We start from the raw sequence: 16,824 nt of genomic DNA on the forward strand, positions 1-16,824 counted from the left end.
GACGACAGCGAGATCGAGCAGACCGTCCAGGTGCCGTACGAGGTCACCCCGTCGGCGATGTGACGATCGGCGAGCCCGTCCCCGTCGAGGTGGCCCCGTCCGGCGTGCCGGACGGGGGCGCGCTCGTGGCGGTGCTGGAGGAGGCGGCGTCCGCCGTCAAGCACATCGGCGTGGACCTGGAGACGAAGGCGGGCAGGGTGCTGTCGTCCGCGACCGCGAAGGACCTGCGGCAGGCGGTCGCGTCGCTGCTGGCGGTGTTCCGGCGGGCGGGCATCGACATCTCCGACCCGACCGAGCCGGACGAGCGGAACATCGACGAGGAGGAGGTGCTGCCGGACGAGCCGACCGTCCGGCCGGACTCCACCGCCACGAGCGCCTTGCCGACCGAGATGAAGGTCCTCACCCCGGAGATGCTGGCCGAGGCCGCCGAGATCACCGCCGCGGCGCTGCTGTGGGCGGCTGAGCAGTGAGAGGACGTTTTGAGGAGGCTTACAGAATGCCCTCTCACTTGCCGGGTTCGGCGGGTGGCTGCTTGCCGTCAAGGATCTGCCGGTAGAGCTTGCGCGCCTGATCCGGGTTCCCGGCGTTGCGTTCGAGGTCGGCCCAGCCGTTGAGCGCCTGGGCCGCCGCGTCGCGATCGTCGGTCTCGCTGGCCTGCCGGTAGAGCTTGCGCGCCTCACCCAGGTTCCCGGCCGTCTTCTCCAGCGAGGCCAGGTTCACCATCGCCTGCGGGGCTATGCCCGGTTGACCGGACTCGGCCGCTCGCTTCCAGAACCCGCGGGCCTGCTCCACATCCCCCGCATCGTCATGCTCCAAACAGCCCAGACAGATGAGTGCCTTGGCCTGCTGCCAGGGGTTACCGGTCTCAACGGCCCGCTGAAACAGCGTGCGGGCCTCCTCCAGGTTCCCGGCCGTCTTCTCCAGCCAGCCCAGTTCGATGAACGCCACGGCTATCCACCCAAGGTCACCGCCGACCTCGATGGCCTGCCGGTGAAGCTTGCGCGCCTGATCCGGGTTCCCGGCGTTGCGTTCGAGGTCGGCCCAGCCGTTGAGCGCCTGGGCCGCCGCGTCGCGATCGTCGGTCTCGCTGGCCTGCCGGTAGAGCTTGCGCGCCTCACCCAGGTTCCCGGCCGTCTTCTCCAGCGAGGCCAGGTTCACCATCGCCTGCGGGGCTATGCCCGGTTGACCGGACTCGGCCGCTCGCTTCCAGAACCCGCGGGCCTGCTCCACATCCCCCGCATCGTCATGCTCCAAACAGCCCAGACAGATGAGTGCCTTGGCCTGCTGCCAGGGGTTACCGGTCTCAACGGCCCGCTGAAACAGCGTGCGGGCCTCCTCCAGGTTCCCGGCCGTCTTCTCCAGCCAGCCCAGTTCGATGAACGCCACGGCCATCCGCTCGGCATTACCGTCGACCTTGGTGGCCTGCTCGGGATTCCTGGCCTCCTCGATCTGGTCCAGGCTGATGGACGCGTCAGCGCGTGCCTGTTCGAGCCGGGTGATCATCGTGGTGACCTCCGACGTGAGCCACCGTGTGGCGCTCTCAGCCGGTGCGGTCAGCTGGTCGAGAAGTTCGTTGAGGCTGGGCCGGTTCTGGGGTGTCTTGGCCAGGCAGGCACCGACCAGGTCGGTCAGGTCGCTTGGCAGGCCGGACAGATCGGGATCGTCATGGAGGATGCGATACATGATCGTGTGGTGGTGGCCGTCCCCGAACGGGCCGCGGCCGCTGGCGGCGAACACCAGCACCGCTCCCAGGGAGAACACGTCGCTGGCAGGGCCGACCTCATCGCTTCGGATCTGTTCGGGGGACATGAATGCCGGAGTGCCGATCACGGCTCCCGTGGCGGTGTGGGAGGTGATCTCCAAGGCACGGGCGACGCCGAAGTCGATGACACGGGGACCGTTAGCGGCCAGGATCACGTTGCCGGGTTTGAGATCACGGTGCACGAGTTTGCACTGGTGAATCGCGGTCAAGCCCTCGGCCAGGCCTGCCCCCAGCACACCGACCGCGGCGGGCGGCAGCGGTCCGTGTGCGGCGACGGCCTGCTGCAGGGACGGACCGGGAATGTAGTCCGTGGCCAGCCACGGCTGATCGGCGTCGGTGTCGGCGTCCACCACCTGCGCGGTGTAGAACCCACCGACCAGCCGGGCCGCCTCCACCTCGATCGCGAACCGGCGCCGGAACCCCTCATCGTGGGCCAGTTCCGATCGCACCACCTTCACCGCGACCGGCCGACCACCCCGGGAACGGCCTAAGAACACCTGTCCCATACCGCCGCCACCCAGCCGCCCCCGCAGTCGGTAAGGGCCCACCTGGCGCGGATCACCCGCCCGCAGCGGCTCCATACGCCACCCTTTCGAAAGATACGCGCGACAAGAACTGATATTCCCAGGATTCGAGGCTTCTGTCCTGCGTTGTCGCCCAAGCCCGACTAAGTCGTTCTGGCCCAGGGGCAGGGTCCCCACAAAATCACTTCACGAAGGGTTGTCGGCCTGCCCGGTGAGCTCAAACTGCCCGCCATCAACCAGGGCACGTTCCTCACCTGCTCCTTCGGCTACGGCAGCCCCTGGCGATTGGACGCTCCCGCTGACCTGCTGTGGATGCTCGACGAAGGCGTCATGCGCGACCACGCCCTGCCCCGCGTGTACCGCAACGCCCACGAGCACGGCCTGGAGACAGGACAGCCGCAGGACACACCGCCTGTCCTGCCTCGCCGTCCCAAGTCGCGCCCCGTCCCGCCGAAGGAGCCCGTCCAGGACAGGACACCGGCGCCCCCACTGCCTGATCGGGACAACAAGCAGCAGGACAACCCCGCCCCGTCGGGACAGGACGAGGGCAAGCCGGGTCAGGACAACGGGCGCAAGGACAACCGCGACCAGGACACGAAGCCCAACGCGCGCCGCAGGACAGACGCTGACCTGATCGCCGAGACGCGGTCACGGTGGGCGACCAACCCCGGTCGGCCCACTGTGAGAGCTCGGCGTCGGCACCGACCGCGCCGTCCGCCTCATGCGCATGGCGTGGCCGGACGAGATCGCCATCGCCATCGCCATCACCCCGTCCGGCGACATCCCGGTGGCCGCGCTCTCCCAGGAGCTCGGCGTCACCCCTGCCGACCTGAACAAGCACCGGGAGCTGTACCGCAAGGACGTGAGGTGCGAGTAGACCACGCTGGTCACGGTCACGTTGGCGTGCCCAATCCGCTTGGACACAGGCTCAATCCCCACCTTGGGGATAAGGTCGTTCGCGTGAGCGTGCCGCAAGCCGTGAATGTTGGGGTCCTTGATGAGCCCGCGCTCCGCCGCGATCACCTTCACCTTCTGCCAACGGTGCTCGTTGAAGTTGGCGTTTCGCCACAGGGTGCCGCCGCGGGTGCCCGGGGCAGGGAAGAGGAGCGCCAGCTTGCCCTTGCCGTTCGCGCGCCTCTGAAGCACAGCCAGCGCCTTTGAGGCCAGGCTGATAGTCCGGAACGCGTTCGCGCTCTTACCCTCCGTGGATTCGATGTAGGGCCGCCGGTTCTCGTCCTCGCGGACGACCTGGGCCACGGCGAGCGTGCCGGCGTCGAAATCCACAGCACACACTCGCAGCCGCTCGGGCAGCCGGACGTTCCGGCACGGCTGCCAGTGAGCTGTACTCCTTGTCGATGGCGTATTCGAAGACGGGCGAGATGACCGTCCCGTGGATGTTGAGGATCGTCTTCGGCGAGTAGGGCTTCAGGACGGTCTTCCCGTGTTGCTTCTCCCGCATCTGGTTGATCCACGCCTGGATGATGTCCCCGGTGAACTCGTCGATGGGCAACCGGCCCAGCGGCCCTACCTTGGTGCCGTCAGGCAAAGTGACCACGGCTGAGAAGAAGTGGTCCTCCAGGGTCGTGCGGCACTGACCGATGGTCCGCCGCTCAGCGTCCACGAGCGTCGCCAGATACTTGTTGGCGACCTGGATGAACGTGAGGACTTCGGCCGGCTGAGCAGCCAAGCCGAGCATCTCAGCGAACGCGGGGTTCTTGTACGGGTCTCGGAAGCCGTCGGCCACGAGAGCCCCACGAAAGATCTTCGCTGACTCCAGGTCGTCGTAGGTGTAGGACCCGGTCGGGCCGTCACGGCGTCCGCCCTCGCGCCGGCGGACTCGGTAGGAGACGGAGTTGTCCTTCTTCCGTCTGTAGTCGACGCCTTCGGCCTTCTTTGCCACGGAACCTTTGTCCGTTCGGGGGGGCGGTTCCGTGCACGTAGGCAAGGACCTGGGCTTACGTCCCCGTCCGATGGCCTGTGCGTCCATGGTGCGTCCACAAACAAAAACCGCCCCTGCCTGTCGATGAATCGGCAGGTCAGAGGCGGTTTCACACAGTGGAGGTGGCGGGAATCGAACCCGCGTCCTTCAACCCCAAGTCAGGGCTTCTCCGGGCGCAGCCTGCTGTGCTTTTCTCAGCCCCGGCGATCACGCAGGCGAGTCGCCGACGGGCTCAGCCACTGTTTAGTTTCCCGATCTTCCCCGTGGCCGGGTCGAACGGTTGAGCCTTCTAGCGATGCCAGGTCCCGGGCCGAAGGCACTCCCGGGCTGACAGTGGTTTCGCTACTTAGGCAGCGAGCGCCAGGGAATCCCTGGCAGCCACAGTGCTCTTGGAATTGGCACTTGTTGTTTGCGGTCACAGGATTAACGAGGTTATGTCCGCAGTCCTCGGCCCGCTTCACCTGGCTTGCAAGGCCAAAGTCGAAGCCAGTCACCCCCTGTGCACTTGTCAACACGCCCTGGATCCCGAACTTCCGGAGCTCCACGGCGAGCAACACGAATCTACAGTGGACAACGCCCTCAACGCCAACTTAATTCCTCATGGCGAAACCCCCGGGAGCGCGGCACAGAGGCACACGCTCCCGGGGGCCGACCGGCAGGGTCGAGCCGGTCCGGACGGCAGGACTTCCCCCGAGATGAAGTCCTGATCTCATCACGGCGACTGGAACCGCAACCCCCCGAGCGGGCCCAGTCATCAGGTAAGACGCAACCGGGCCCGCGAATGGTTGCTCCGCGTAGCGACTGATTCACGAAGAGCTGCCGAGGCCCGCGAAGAAGCTGCCCGCGACGGCTCCGGCGTTGTAGTTCTTCGCCAGCACCGCGATGGCCACGTCGCCCTGCCAGCCGACGAACCAGGTCTGCTGGTCGCCGGCGTACGCCGTGACGCCGTAGACCTTGCCCTTGCCCGCCTGGGCGGGGGTGCCGGCCGCGCCGGCCCGCATCATCGTCGTCAGCGTCGCGCGGATCTTCGGGTCCATCGGGATCGGCGCGGGCTGGGTGGCCGGCACCGGCTCGGCCGCCGGGTCGGCCGTCTTGGGCTCGGTCACCAGCACGGGCGGCCGCCAGGTGCCGGAGGCGACCGTGGCCGCCACCAGAGCCATGCTGAGCGGGCTCACCTGGACGTTCTGGCCCGCGATGGCCTTGGCCTTGTCGGCGTCGCTGGACAGCGCGGGACGGGCGCCGCTGAACGACTTCAGCGGCAGCCGCCAGGGCTGCCCGATGCCGAAGTCCTGGGCGCTGCGGTCGAGGTCGCCGGCCGTGACGCGGCGGGCCAGGGAGGCCAGCGCGGTCACGCAGCCCTTGGCGAAGTGTTCCTGGAACGTGGCCGACGTCGTGACTCCGGTGTTCTGGCCGACGTGCACGAACTTGGCCCCGCCCACCGTGCGCTCCTGCGGGCAGGCCAGCCGCTGCTTGGGGCTGACGCCGGCCTTGAGCAGCGCGTCCGCGGCCACGATGGAGAACGCCGTGCCGGCCGGGAACTTGCCGGCCAGCGCGTCACGCTCCTGGTGCAGGCCCTTGGTGCCGACCGCGAGGATCTCACCGGTGGTGCGCTGCACCGCGACCAGCGCGCTCGTCTCCGTGTCGGCCACCGCCTGCTCGGCCGCCTGCTGCGCGGCCCGGTCGATCGTGGTCTTCACCGAGACGTTCTGGCGGCCGGGCCACTCCTTGAGCTGGGTGACCTCCTTGCCGGTCTTGAGGTCGAGGGTGATGACCTTGGTCTCGGTGGAGCCGGTCAGGTAGTTCTGGTAGGCCTGCTGCAGGCCGCTCTTGCCGACCGAGTCGCCGGCCCGCTGCGGGCCGCCCAGCTTCTGCTCGGTCTCGGGGGTGAGCGCGCTGACGCTGCCCACGATCTGCCGGGGCGGATCGGGGTTGACCGGCTGGTCCTGCGGCTGGACCACGATCCCGGCGATGGCGTCGAGCTTCGCCCGCATCGACTGATAGCGCGAGCGCCCGAACGTCACCAGCTGCACGAACTTCTCGGGCGGCGACGACCTGACCCGGCTGAGCAGCCGGTCCTGGGCGTAGCCGGTGACCTCGGACAGCCGCGCGACCACCTCTTCCGCCCGGTCGCCCAGCTTGGCCGGGTAGACGCCCGCGACGTAGAGGATGGTGTCGCTCTGCAGCGGGTCGTTCACCCGGTCGACGACCGGCATGCGCGCGTTGGGCTCGGTGTCGACCGCGAAGCGCTGGCCCTCCTTGAGCTGCGGATGCAGCACGGACGGCGACCAGCGCACCCGCCACATCCCGTCGACCAGGTGCAGCGGCAGCACCCCTTCGTACTCCCACAGGGGGTTGTTCTCGCCGAGATCGACCTCGGCGTGGAAGTTGGCCTTGGACTCCTCGCCCTCGACGCCCAGGCTGGTGATCTTGAAGCGGAACGAGGCCGCGTCGAGCTCCAGCTTGGTGTCGGCCAGCGCCTTGCGCACTTTCGCCGGGTCGCCGTCGGTGCGGCCGGCGGCCAGCTCGTAGTCCTCGGTCTGCCAGCCCACGAGGAAGTCGCGCACCGCGTCGTGCGGCGAGGGCTCCTCGAAGCAGCCGGTCAGTGTGGTGCTCGCGACCGCCAGGGTGACGGTCGCGGCCAGGGTGCGGCGGGCGCGTCTCATCGGTTGCGGTGCCGCCGTCTCATCGGTTGCGGCCGCGCAGGGCCCGGGCCATCTCCCGCTTGGCCTGCTGCTCCGCCAGCGCCTGCCGCTTGTCCCAGTCCTTCTTGCCCCGGGCGATGCCGATCTCGACCTTCGCCCGGCCGTCCTTGAAGTACAGGACCAGCGGCACGATCGTCAGCCCGCCCTCCTTCGTCTTGGCGGCGAGCTTCTCGATCTCCTTGCGGTGCAGCAGCAGCTTGCGCTTGCGGCGCGCCGCGTGGTTGGTCCACGTCCCTTGCGAATATTCGGGGATGTGCACGTTGAGCAGCCACGCTTCGTTCCCGTCGATGCTGGCGTAGCCGTCGACGAGCGAGGCGCGACCCTCGCGGAGCGACTTCACCTCGGTGCCCTGGAGCACGAGACCCGCCTCGAAAGTGTCCTCGACGTGGTAGTCGTGCCGAGCACGTTTGTTCTGGGCGATGACCTTCCGCCCGGTCTCACGTGGCATGGTTCGACTTTACCGGCGACCGGGGCGGGGACGACCCATGTGCACGACTACACCCTCAGGTAGCGCCGCAACGTCACGAACGAGGCCAGGATACAGATCACGACACCGATGATCATGGTGATGGTGATCGTCTGGGCCACGTCGTTCCAGCCCAGCAGGGCCGTGGCGCCGCCGAAGAAGGCGACGATCTGGTCGAACAGGAACACCTTCGCCACGATCAGGATGACCGCCGCGAACACGCCGCCCACCAGGCCGGCGATGACGCCTTCCATGACGAACGGCAGCTGGATGTAGAGGTTGGAGGCGCCGACCAGCCGCATGATGCCGGTTTCCCGGCGCCGGTTGAACGCCGACAGCCGGACCGTGTTGCCGATCAGCAGCGCCGCCGCCAGCACCAGGATGATCGCCACGGTGAGCGCGGCGATGGCCAGTTTGTCGAGCATGTTGAAGAACGGGGCGATCAGCTGTTTCTGGTCCATCACCTGGGCGACACCGGGCTGACCGGTGACGGCCTGGATGACGGACTCGTAGTTGTCCGGATCCTTGAGCGCGATCCGGAACGACTGGGGCAGATCCTCCACCTTGGTGGCGTCCACGAGGGCCTTGTTGGACGAGAACGACTGCTTGAAGTTCTCGTACGCGGTCGTCTCGTTCTCGAAGAACACCTGCTTGACGCCCTGGGTGCCCTTGATGTGCGCTTCGAGCGCCTTGGTCTGCGCGGGCGTGATCGCCTTGCCGTTGCAGGCCGGCATGGCCGTTCCCTTTTTACACAGGAAGACCGACACTTCGACCTTGTCGTTCCAGAAGCCCTTCATCAGCCCGACCTGACTGTTGATCATCAGGCCGACGCCGAGCATCGCCATGCCGACCGCCACGGTGATGATCACCGCGATCGTCATGGTCAGGTTGCGACGGAGGCCGATCCAGACCTCGGAGAAGATGAAATTCGCCCGCATGTCTTGTCTGCAGCTCCCTGTCAGTACGCCTGGCCGTACACGCCACGCGACTGGTCACGGACGATCTTGCCGTCCTCCAGCTCCACGACACGCTTGCGCATGGAGTCGACGATGGCCGCGTCGTGCGTGGCCATGACGACCGTGGTGCCAGTCCTGTTGATGCGGTCGAGCACCTTCATGATGCCGATGCTCGTCGCGGGGTCGATGTTGCCCGTGGGCTCGTCGGCCAGCAGGATCATCGGCCGGTTGACGAACGCGCGGGCCATGGCGACGCGCTGCTGCTCGCCGCCGGACAGCTCGTCGGGCATGCGGTGCGCCTTGCCTTCGAGGCCGACCAGCTCGATGACCTCGGGAACCACCTTGCGGATGAACCGCCGGGGCTTACCGATGACCTCGAGCGCGAACGCCACGTTCTCGTAGACGTTCTTGTTCGGCAGCAGCCTGAAGTCCTGGAACACGCAGCCGATGCGGCGGCGCAGGTGCGGCACCTTGAAGTTGGACAGGCGGGCCAGATCCTTGCCGGCGACGTGGATCGCCCCGGAGTTGGGCCGCTCCTCCTTGAGGATCAGGCGCAGGAACGTGGACTTGCCTGATCCCGAGGGACCGACGAGGAACACGAACTCGCCCTTGTCCACGTCGACGGAGACGTGGTCGAGAGCGGGCCGGTTCTGGTTCGCGTAGACCTTGGTGACATTATCGAAATGGATCACGAGAGCATCACGGCATGCCAGTCTAGGGGTCAGGACGGAAGCGAGGGTGGCACATGCCCACTTCCCGCCACCGGCCGATCGGGGGCGTCTCTTTACTGATGATCGACGTTCCGATTGGCCAGACGACAGTCTAGGGGGAAGACTGGCATGGAACGTCCATAACGGAAACAAAACGATTGTGCGGCTAGACTTGGGGCTGACATGAGTTGCCAACACCTCGTATGCGCGCAGTGCGCCCACCCCGTGATCGAGGGCCGCTGCCCCCTGTGCCGCGCCAACAGGGAGCGGATGCACAACCACGGCTTCGCCGGGCTGTCACCCGCTCTCGTCGTCGGCCTGCTGCTGGTCCTGCTGCTGCTGAGCCTGGTGGCCGAGCACCTAGTCAGTGCCTGACTCCTGACGCCGCATCCAGCGGATCTCCGACTCGATGAACTCGTCGAGGTCGCCGTCGAGCACGGCTGAGGGGTTGCCGGCCTCGGTGCCCGTCCGCAGGTCCTTCACGATCTGGTACGGGTGCAGCACGTAGTTGCGGATCTGCGTGCCCCATGACGTGGTGGTGGCGCCGCGCAGCTCCGACATCTTCTCCGCCTCCTCCTGCCGCTTGCGCTCCAGCAGCTTGGCCTGCAGCACGTTCATCGCGGTGGCCCGGTTCTGCAACTGGGAGCGCTCGTTCTGGCAGGAGACGACGATGCCGCTCGGCAGGTGCGTGATGCGCACGGCCGAGTCGGTGGTGTTGACGCCCTGGCCGCCGGGGCCGCTGGAGCGGTAGACGTCGACGCGGATCTCGTCCTCGTTGATGTCGATGTGGTCGGTCTGCTCGACCACCGGCACGATGTCGACCCCCGCGAACGAGGTCTGGCGCCGCCCCTGGTTGTCGAACGGGCTGATGCGGACCAGCCGGTGCGTGCCGTGCTCGCCGCGCAGCGTGCCGTAGGCGTAGGGCGCCTTGATCGTGAACGTGGCCGACTTGATGCCGGCCTCCTCCGCGTAGGAGGTGTCGTAGACCTCGGTGGCGTAGCCCTTGCGCTCGGCGAAGCGCAGGTACATGCGCAGCAGCATCTCCGCCCAGTCGGCCGCGTCGACGCCGCCGGCCTGGGAGTTGATGGTGACGAGCGCCTCGCGGGCGTCGTATTCGCCCGACAGGAGGGTGCGCACCTCAAGGGCGCCGATGTCGGACTTCAGCGTCACGAGCTCCTTGTCGGCCTCGGCCCGCGTGTCGTCGTCGGCCTCCTCGGCCGCGAGCTCGTAGAGGACCGTCAGGTCCTCGAGCCGGCGCGCCACGCCCTCGACCCGGTTGAGCTCGCCCTGGAGGTGGGAGAGCTTGCTCGTCACCTTCTGGGCCTGGTCGGGGTCGTCCCACAGGTCGGGCGCGGCAACCTGCTGCTCCAGCTCAGCGATCTGCTTGCGCATCGCGTCGAGGTCGAGCACGTCCTGGATGCTGCGGACCGTGCCCGCGAGCTCGTTGATCTCTTCTGCCGGATCGATGCCTGCCACGTCTCCCAAGGGTACGCGACCCTCGCGGGCCCGAATAACATGGCGAGGTGCGTGCTTACGGTCGGCGGATGATGCTGGCGCTCGCCGCCGGCCTGCTCGCCGGGGTGACCGCCTGCAGCGGTGGCGCCCCGCCCGCCCCGACCAAGGCGGCCGAGTCCGGCCCGGCCCGGCCTTCGCCCTCGGCGCCGGAGCCGGCCGTCACCCGCGAGGAGGCGGCGGACGCGTTCGCCGAGTTCATCGCCACCGACGACCTGCTGCGGGTGGAGAGCGAGCTGCGCGGCAGGCTGCAGTACGCGAAAGACCTCACGGCCGGCGGCCAGGCCGCGCTCACCGTGGCCGCCTACTCCACCACCGACTACGCGCCGCCGCGCTACCGGTGGGGCTCGCCGACGCTGCTGGTCCCCCGGTTCGCGCCGGGCGAGCGGGCGCCCTGGTTCAGCGCCCTGGTCACCCGCGACGAGCAGCCGACGATCGTGACGTTCGCCAGGTCCGGCGACAACTGGCAGCTCAGCTCGGCCGCGCGGCTGCTGCCCGGCCAGGAGATGCCGCCGGTGGCGCTCGACGCCGACGGCTACGCCACGGCGGTGGCGGCCGACGACAAGTCGGTGACGATCAGCCCGCAGTTCATGGGCCCTGTGCACGCCAGCGTGGCCGAGACGGGCAAGTCGGGGGTCACGGCGGGGCTGCTCGCCCCCGGGCCCTACACGACGGAGGTGGCCGAGCAGATCGCCACCCTGCGCGGCGACGCCAAGTTCAACGAGCTGAGCTACGACTCGATCTTCAGCGCCGACAACTACCCGGTCTACGGGCTGCGGACGGAGAACGGCGGGGCGCTGATCCAGTACTCGCTGTCGCGCACGAGCACGACGAAGAACATGGTCGACAAGTCGTACAAGATCCCGGTGCCGGAGGAGGCCAGCCGCTATCTCACCGGCGGCACCGTCCGGCTGAGCCTCAAACTCACCGAGGTCCACCAGTACGCGACGCTGGTGCCGCCGCTCACCGCTCCGGCCGCCGCCGCCGTGATCGCCCACGACGGCGGGCTGACCGGCGCCGTCGGCCAGTAACACTCTGTCGGCGACCCGTCCTTCACGCGCCACCGCGATCAGCGCCCGCCCATCTCTCGGAGATCAGGCGTCTGTGCCGGCTTGAACGGCGTGACACGGCGCTCCATGGGGCCGCCAGGCGACGAACGACCACGGAACGGGGCCGACGTGCGCTCCGTTACGGTGGCGCGCCACAGACCGGTCAGAGGGCGTTTCCCTGGACAGGCACCCGCCTACGACGGCGGGTGGCCGGCCACGGCAGCGCGTAAAGGATGGACGGGCTTCTCCCGGACGAGCAGGAGAAGCCCGAAACACGAAAAGCTATGCCTCTGTGTGGGGGAGGTTGCTGGCGGCGACCAGGGTGCGGATGGCGCGGAGGGCGACCGACAGCGTGGCGAGGTCGAAGTTGTCGCTCTCCCAGATCTCCGACAGCGTCTGGCGGGCCCGGGACACCGCCGCCGAGTTGGCGTCCGACCACCGGGCCAGCCGCTCCTCCGGCGGCAGCCCCGGCTTGCTGTGGGCCAGCACGTCCCGGGTCAGCGAGGCGTGCGCGGCGTACAGGTCGTCGCGCAGCGCCGAGCGGGCGATCGAGTTCCACCGGTTGTCGCGGGGCAGCGCGATGATCCGCTCGCGCAGCCGGGCCAGCTGCAGCCGGTCGGCCAGGTCGAAGTAGACCTCGGCCACCTCGCTGACCGGCCGCCCCGTCAGGGACGAGATCTCGACCAGGTCCAGCGTCGAGTACGCGGGCACCATCCCCGCGACCCGCTCGGCCAGCTCCATGGGCACGCCACGGGCCGCGAAGGAGTCGCGGCGGTCCTCGTAGGCCGCCAGGTCGGGCCCGGTCAGCAGCTTCGGGATGTGGGCCAGGAGCCCGTTGAAGCCCTTCATGAAGAAGCTGACGGATCCGGCCAGGTCGAGCGGCGGCCGCCGGTTGACCAGCAGCCAGCGGGCACCGCGCTCGGCCAGCTTGCGCGCCTCCAGCAGCATGGCGATCTGGGTGGCGGTGTCGATCTCGTTGTCCAGCGACTCCACGGCCCGGTAGAAGCTCGGCAGGTCGAAGACCTCCCTGGCGACCAGGTAGGCGCGCACGATGTCGGGCGTCGAGGCGCCGGTCTCCTCGCCGAAGCGGAACGTGAACGTGGTGCCCGCCGAGTTGACCAGCTCGTTCACCACGCAGGTGGTGATGATCTCGCGGCGCAGCGGGTGCTCGTCCATGTACGTGCGGAACCGCTCCCGCAGCGCCGACGGGAAGTACGACACCAGCCACGACGCCAGGTAGGGGTCGTCGGGCAGGTCGGAGCCGAGCAGCTCGGCGTCGGCCACCAGCTTGGTGTAGGCCAGCAGCACGGCGAACTCCGGCGCGGTCAGCCCGAGCCTGGCCTGCCGCCGCTCGGCGAGGGTCTTGTCGGACGGCAGGAACTCCAGCTCCCGGTTGACCAGCCCGTCGCGTTCGAGCTTGCGCAGGTAGCGGGCGTGGATGTGGAGCATCTCGACGGCCTGGGAGCGGGAGGCGGCCAGGACCACGTTCTGCACGTAGTTGTCGCGCAGCACCAGGTCGGCGACCTCGTCGGTCATCGAGGTGAAGACCTGGTTGCGCTGCTTGTCGGTCAGCTCGCCGTCGCGGACGACCTGGTCGAGCAGGATCTTGATGTTCACCTCGTGGTCGGAGGTGTCGACGCCGGCGCTGTTGTCGATGAAGTCGGTGTTGACCAGCCCGCCGTTGAGCGCGAACTCGATCCGGGCGAGCTGGGTGAAGCCCAGGTTGCCGCCCTCGCCGATGACCTTGCAGCGCAGGTCGGAGGCGTTGACCCGGAGCCCGTCGTTGGCCTTGTCGCCGACGTCGGCGTTGGACTCGGCGGCCGACTTGACGTAGGTGCCGATGCCGCCGTTCCACAGCAGGTCGACCGGAGCCTTCAGGATGGCGCTGATCAGGTCGTTGGGCGCCATGGAGGTGACGCCGGCCGGGATGCCGAGCGCCTCGTGCATCTGCGGCGTGAGGTGGATCGACTTGGCGGTGCGCGGGAAGACGCCGCCGCCGGCCGAGATCAGCTTGGCGTCGTAGTCCTCCCACGAGCTGCGCGGCAGCTCGAACAGCCGCTGCCGCTCGGCGTAGGTGCGGGCGGCGTCCGGCGTGGGGTCGACGAAGATGTGCCGGTGGTCGAACGCGGCCACCAGCCGGATGTGCCGCGACAGCAGCATGCCGTTGCCGAACACGTCGCCCGACATGTCGCCGATCCCGGCCACGGTGAAGTCGGTGCTCTGCACGTCGACGCCCATGGTGCGGAAGTGGTACTTGACCGACTCCCAGGCGCCGCGGGCGGTGATGCCCATGGCCTTGTGGTCGTAGCCGATCGAGCCGCCGGAGGCGAAGGCGTCGCCGAGCCAGAAGCCGTACTCCTTGGCCACGCTGTTGGCGATGTCGGAGAAGGTGGCGGTGCCCTTGTCTGCGGCGACCACGAGGTAGGTGTCGTCGCCGTCGTGCCTGACCACGTCGGGCGGGGGCACGACCTTGCCGTCCACCAGGTTGTCGGTGACGTCGAGCAGCCCGGAGATGAACGTGCGGTAGCAGGCCACGCCCTCGGCGAGCACGTCCTCCCGCGAACCAGACTTTGGCGGACGCTTAACAACAAAGCCGCCCTTGGACCCAGTCGGCACAATAACGGTATTTTTCACCATCTGTGCTTTGACCAGGCCGAGAATCTCCGTCCGGAAATCCTCCATCCGGTCCGACCACCGCAACCCGCCGCGGGCGACTTTCCCGAAACGCAGATGCACGCCTTCGACGCGCGGCGAGTAGACGAAAATCTCGTACTTCGGCCGCGGCAACGGCAGGACACTAATGGCCCCGGGGTCGAGTTTGAGTGATATGTACGATTTGCGACGACCATCCACTGTTTGGAAGTAATTAGTGCGCAATGTCGCCTGAATCATCTCCAGGTACGCCCGCAGAATGCGGTCCTCGTCCAGCGAGGCCACCGCGTCCAGCGCCCCGAGGATCTCCTCGTGCAGCGCGTCCACCAGCTCCACCCGCACGTCCTCGCCCCGCCGCGGATCCAGCTTGGCCTCGAACAGCTGCACGAGCAGCCGCGCCAGCCGCACGTTGTCCCTGAGCACCTGCTCCATGTACGGCTGCGAGAACGTGCTCCCGGCCTGGCGCAGGTACTTGGCGTAGGCCCGCAGGATCTCGACCTGCTCCCAGGTCAGACCGGCGGCCAGGATCAGCGCGTTGAAGTCGTCGGCCTGCACCCGCCCGTGCCACAGCGCGGTGAGCCCGTCCTGGAAGAGGCGCTTGAAGTCGTTCCTGTCGACCTCGTCCGAGGGGGTGTACCGCAGCCCGAAGTCGTAGATCCAGGCGTTCTTGGTGCGCGGGTCGTTGTCCCGGTCGATCTCGTACGGCCGCTCGTCCACGACCTCCACGCCGAGCCGCTGGATCAGCGGCAGCGCCTGGGACAGCGAGATCGGCGAACCGACCTTGTAGACCTTGAGCCGCCGCTCGCCCTCCTCGGCGTCGTACGGCTCGTACAGGTTGATCTCGACCCGCTCGCCGTCGCCCTGTTCGACGAGATGTTCGAGCCGCCGCAGGTCGACCACGGCCACCTTGGGCGGGAAGTCGACCTTGTACCCCTCGGGGAAGGCGGAGGCGTACCGCTTGATGAGCGCGGGCGCCTCCTCCTCGGAGGTCATCTCCCCCAGCGCCGTGGCCAGGTCGTCCTCCCAGGAGCGGGTGATGGCGGCCAGGCGCGCCTCCAGCTCCTCCACGTCCACGCTCGGCCGCGGCAGCGGGGTGCCGCGCTCGCCGCGCACGACCACGTGCAGCCGGGCCAGCACGGACTCGCCGATCATCGCGCTGTAGTCGAGCGACCTGCCGCCCAGCGCCTTGAGCAGCACCTCCTCCATCTTCAGCCGGACCTTGGTGGTGTAGCGGTCGCGCGGCAGGTAGATGAGGCAGGAGATGTAGCGGCCGTAGTCGTCGCGCCGCAGGAACAGCTTGACCTGCTTGCGCTCGCGCAGCCGCAGCACGCCCATCGCGATGGGCAGGAGCTGGTCGACCGAGGTCTGGAAGAGCTCGTCGCGCGGGAACGTCTCGAGGATCTCGATCAGGTCCTTGCCGTCGTGGCTGTCGGCGGTCAGCCCGCCCGCTTCGAGCACGTCGCCCAGCTTGCGCCGCAGCACGGGGATCCTGGAGATCGACTCGCTGTAGGCCACGTGGGTGAACAGGCCGAGGAAGCGCCGCTCCCCGATCACCTCGCCGTCGGGGGAGAACAGCTTGACCCCGATGTAGTCGAGGTAGGTGGCGCGGTGCACGGTGGCCCTGGAGTTGGCCTTCGTGATGATCATGAGCTGCTTCTCGCGCGCCTTGGCCCGCACCTCGGCGGGCAGCGCGGCGAAGCTGTCGGAGCCGGCCCTGTCGTCGCGCAGGATGCCCAGCGCAGCTCCCGGCAGCGCCCGCAGCGTCTCGCCCTCGTCGGTGTGCTCCAGGCGGTACTCGCGGTAGCCGAGGAACGTGAAGTGCCCGTCGGCGAGCCAGCGCAGCAGGTCGAGGCTGTCCTCCACCTCCGCGGGCTCCAGCGGCGGCGGGTTCATGCTCAGGTCCTCGGCGGTCTGCACCGCCAGCGCCCGCATCTTCCTGAAGTCCTCGACCGCGTGGCGCACGTCGGTGAGCACCCGCTGCAGGTCGCCCTCGACCCGCTTGAGCGCCTCGGGGTCGGACTGGCGGTCGATCTCGATGTGGATCCACGACTCGACCAGCATCTGGCCGGTCACGTCCTCCTGGCCGCGGCCGAGCATCCGTCCCGTCATGTCGCGGCGCACCCGCATCTGCGGATGGACCACCAGATAGGTGCCCAGGCCGTGCCGGTCGAGCTCCATCGTCACCGAGTCCACCAGGAACGGCATGTCGTCGGTGACCACCTCCACCACGGAGCGGCCGGGGTCCCAGCCGTGCTCGTCGATCGTGGGGGTGTAGGCCCGCACCACGGCCCTGCCCTGGGGGCGGAGCTCGGCCAGCCGGCGCTGGGACATCGCGGGGCCGTACACGTCAACGGGGTTGCGGTCGAGCAGGTCCTCCGGCGCGACATGCCGGTAGTAGAACCGGAGGAAGGACAGAGCCTCCTCGGCGCTCAGATGCTCGCTGCCCACCGCGCAACTCTCTGCGGCTCTCTGGAGCAGCTCGTCCTTGGCCTCGTCGAGCGGCATTTCGCTCTCACTCCTTTGTGAGGGTTCGCCATGGCTGTTCATAGCCA

Annotated in this window: 12 protein-coding genes, 1 other RNA gene and 1 pseudogene; 4 read left to right on the forward strand and 10 right to left on the reverse strand. The window is 68.3% G+C overall.

What is annotated here, in order from left to right:
- Positions 1 to 59 precede the first annotated feature (59 nt).
- Entirely contained in the window at positions 60 to 470 is a 411-nt protein-coding gene (locus tag OIE67_RS39955; protein WP_326630267.1) for a hypothetical protein, read from the forward strand.
- Positions 471 to 504: 34 nt separating this feature from the next.
- Here OIE67_RS39955 and OIE67_RS39960 read toward each other — a convergent pair whose 3' ends face one another.
- A complete protein-coding gene (locus OIE67_RS39960) occupies positions 505 to 2,343 on the reverse strand; it encodes a serine/threonine-protein kinase (protein WP_326630269.1) in 1,839 nt (612 codons plus the stop codon).
- A gap of 664 nt (positions 2,344 to 3,007) precedes the next feature.
- Between OIE67_RS39960 and OIE67_RS39965 the strand changes: the two genes are divergently transcribed.
- On the forward strand, positions 3,008 to 3,163 hold the full coding sequence (locus OIE67_RS39965) for a hypothetical protein (RefSeq protein WP_326630272.1): 156 nt from the start codon (positions 3,008 to 3,010) through the stop codon (positions 3,161 to 3,163).
- Positions 3,164 to 3,207: 44 nt separating this feature from the next.
- Here the strand turns inward: OIE67_RS39965 and OIE67_RS55655 are convergent.
- The 7 genes and pseudogenes from OIE67_RS55655 to ftsE all read right to left on the reverse strand — a co-directional run.
- A pseudogene (locus OIE67_RS55655) lies at positions 3,208 to 3,579 on the reverse strand (hypothetical protein); the annotation flags it as partial.
- A complete protein-coding gene (locus tag OIE67_RS39970; RefSeq protein WP_326630273.1) occupies positions 3,482 to 4,186 on the reverse strand; it encodes a hypothetical protein in 705 nt (234 codons plus the stop codon). The gene OIE67_RS39970 and the pseudogene OIE67_RS55655, both read right to left, overlap by 98 nt.
- A 153-nt stretch (positions 4,187 to 4,339) precedes the next feature.
- Positions 4,340 to 4,723, reverse strand: a transfer-messenger RNA (tmRNA) gene (gene ssrA / locus OIE67_RS39975).
- Positions 4,724 to 5,031: 308 nt separating this feature from the next.
- Positions 5,032 to 6,888, reverse strand: a complete 1,857-nt coding sequence (locus tag OIE67_RS39980; protein WP_326630276.1) for a penicillin-binding transpeptidase domain-containing protein — start codon at positions 6,886 to 6,888, stop codon at positions 5,032 to 5,034.
- Between the two features lie 19 nt (positions 6,889 to 6,907).
- On the reverse strand, positions 6,908 to 7,375 hold the full coding sequence (gene smpB, locus OIE67_RS39985) for an SsrA-binding protein SmpB (RefSeq protein WP_106236735.1): 468 nt from the start codon (positions 7,373 to 7,375) through the stop codon (positions 6,908 to 6,910).
- A gap of 47 nt (positions 7,376 to 7,422) precedes the next feature.
- Positions 7,423 to 8,331 (reverse strand): permease-like cell division protein FtsX, encoded by a 909-nt coding sequence (gene ftsX / locus OIE67_RS39990; RefSeq protein WP_326630280.1) that lies wholly within the window; start codon positions 8,329 to 8,331, stop codon positions 7,423 to 7,425.
- A 20-nt stretch (positions 8,332 to 8,351) separates the two neighbouring features.
- A complete protein-coding gene (gene ftsE / locus OIE67_RS39995) occupies positions 8,352 to 9,041 on the reverse strand; it encodes a cell division ATP-binding protein FtsE (RefSeq protein WP_091079803.1) in 690 nt (229 codons plus the stop codon).
- 201 nt (positions 9,042 to 9,242) lie between these two features.
- On the opposite strand from ftsE, the gene OIE67_RS40000 reads away from it, so the two are divergent.
- A complete protein-coding gene (locus tag OIE67_RS40000; RefSeq protein ID WP_326630285.1) occupies positions 9,243 to 9,434 on the forward strand; it encodes a hypothetical protein in 192 nt (63 codons plus the stop codon).
- Here the strand turns inward: OIE67_RS40000 and prfB are convergent.
- Positions 9,420 to 10,535, reverse strand: coding sequence for a peptide chain release factor 2 (prfB, locus tag OIE67_RS40005; RefSeq protein ID WP_326630287.1), 1,116 nt, complete (start codon positions 10,533 to 10,535; stop codon positions 9,420 to 9,422). The two genes, OIE67_RS40000 and prfB, sit on opposite strands and share 15 nt — an antisense overlap.
- A 47-nt stretch (positions 10,536 to 10,582) precedes the next feature.
- Here prfB and OIE67_RS40010 point away from each other — a divergent pair, with 47 nt between their 5' ends.
- Complete coding sequence (locus tag OIE67_RS40010) at positions 10,583 to 11,602, forward strand: hypothetical protein (protein ID WP_326630289.1); 1,020 nt, start codon at positions 10,583 to 10,585, stop codon at positions 11,600 to 11,602.
- Positions 11,603 to 11,902: 300 nt separating this feature from the next.
- Here the strand turns inward: OIE67_RS40010 and OIE67_RS40015 are convergent, their stop codons facing one another.
- Positions 11,903 to 16,777, reverse strand: coding sequence for an NAD-glutamate dehydrogenase (locus tag OIE67_RS40015; protein WP_326630291.1), 4,875 nt, complete (start codon positions 16,775 to 16,777; stop codon positions 11,903 to 11,905).
- Between the last annotated feature and the right edge of the window lie 47 nt (positions 16,778 to 16,824).

Origin of the sequence: Nonomuraea fuscirosea (assembly GCF_035917475.1) — a bacterium.
GTDB classification, from domain to species: domain Bacteria; phylum Actinomycetota; class Actinomycetes; order Streptosporangiales; family Streptosporangiaceae; genus Nonomuraea; species Nonomuraea fuscirosea.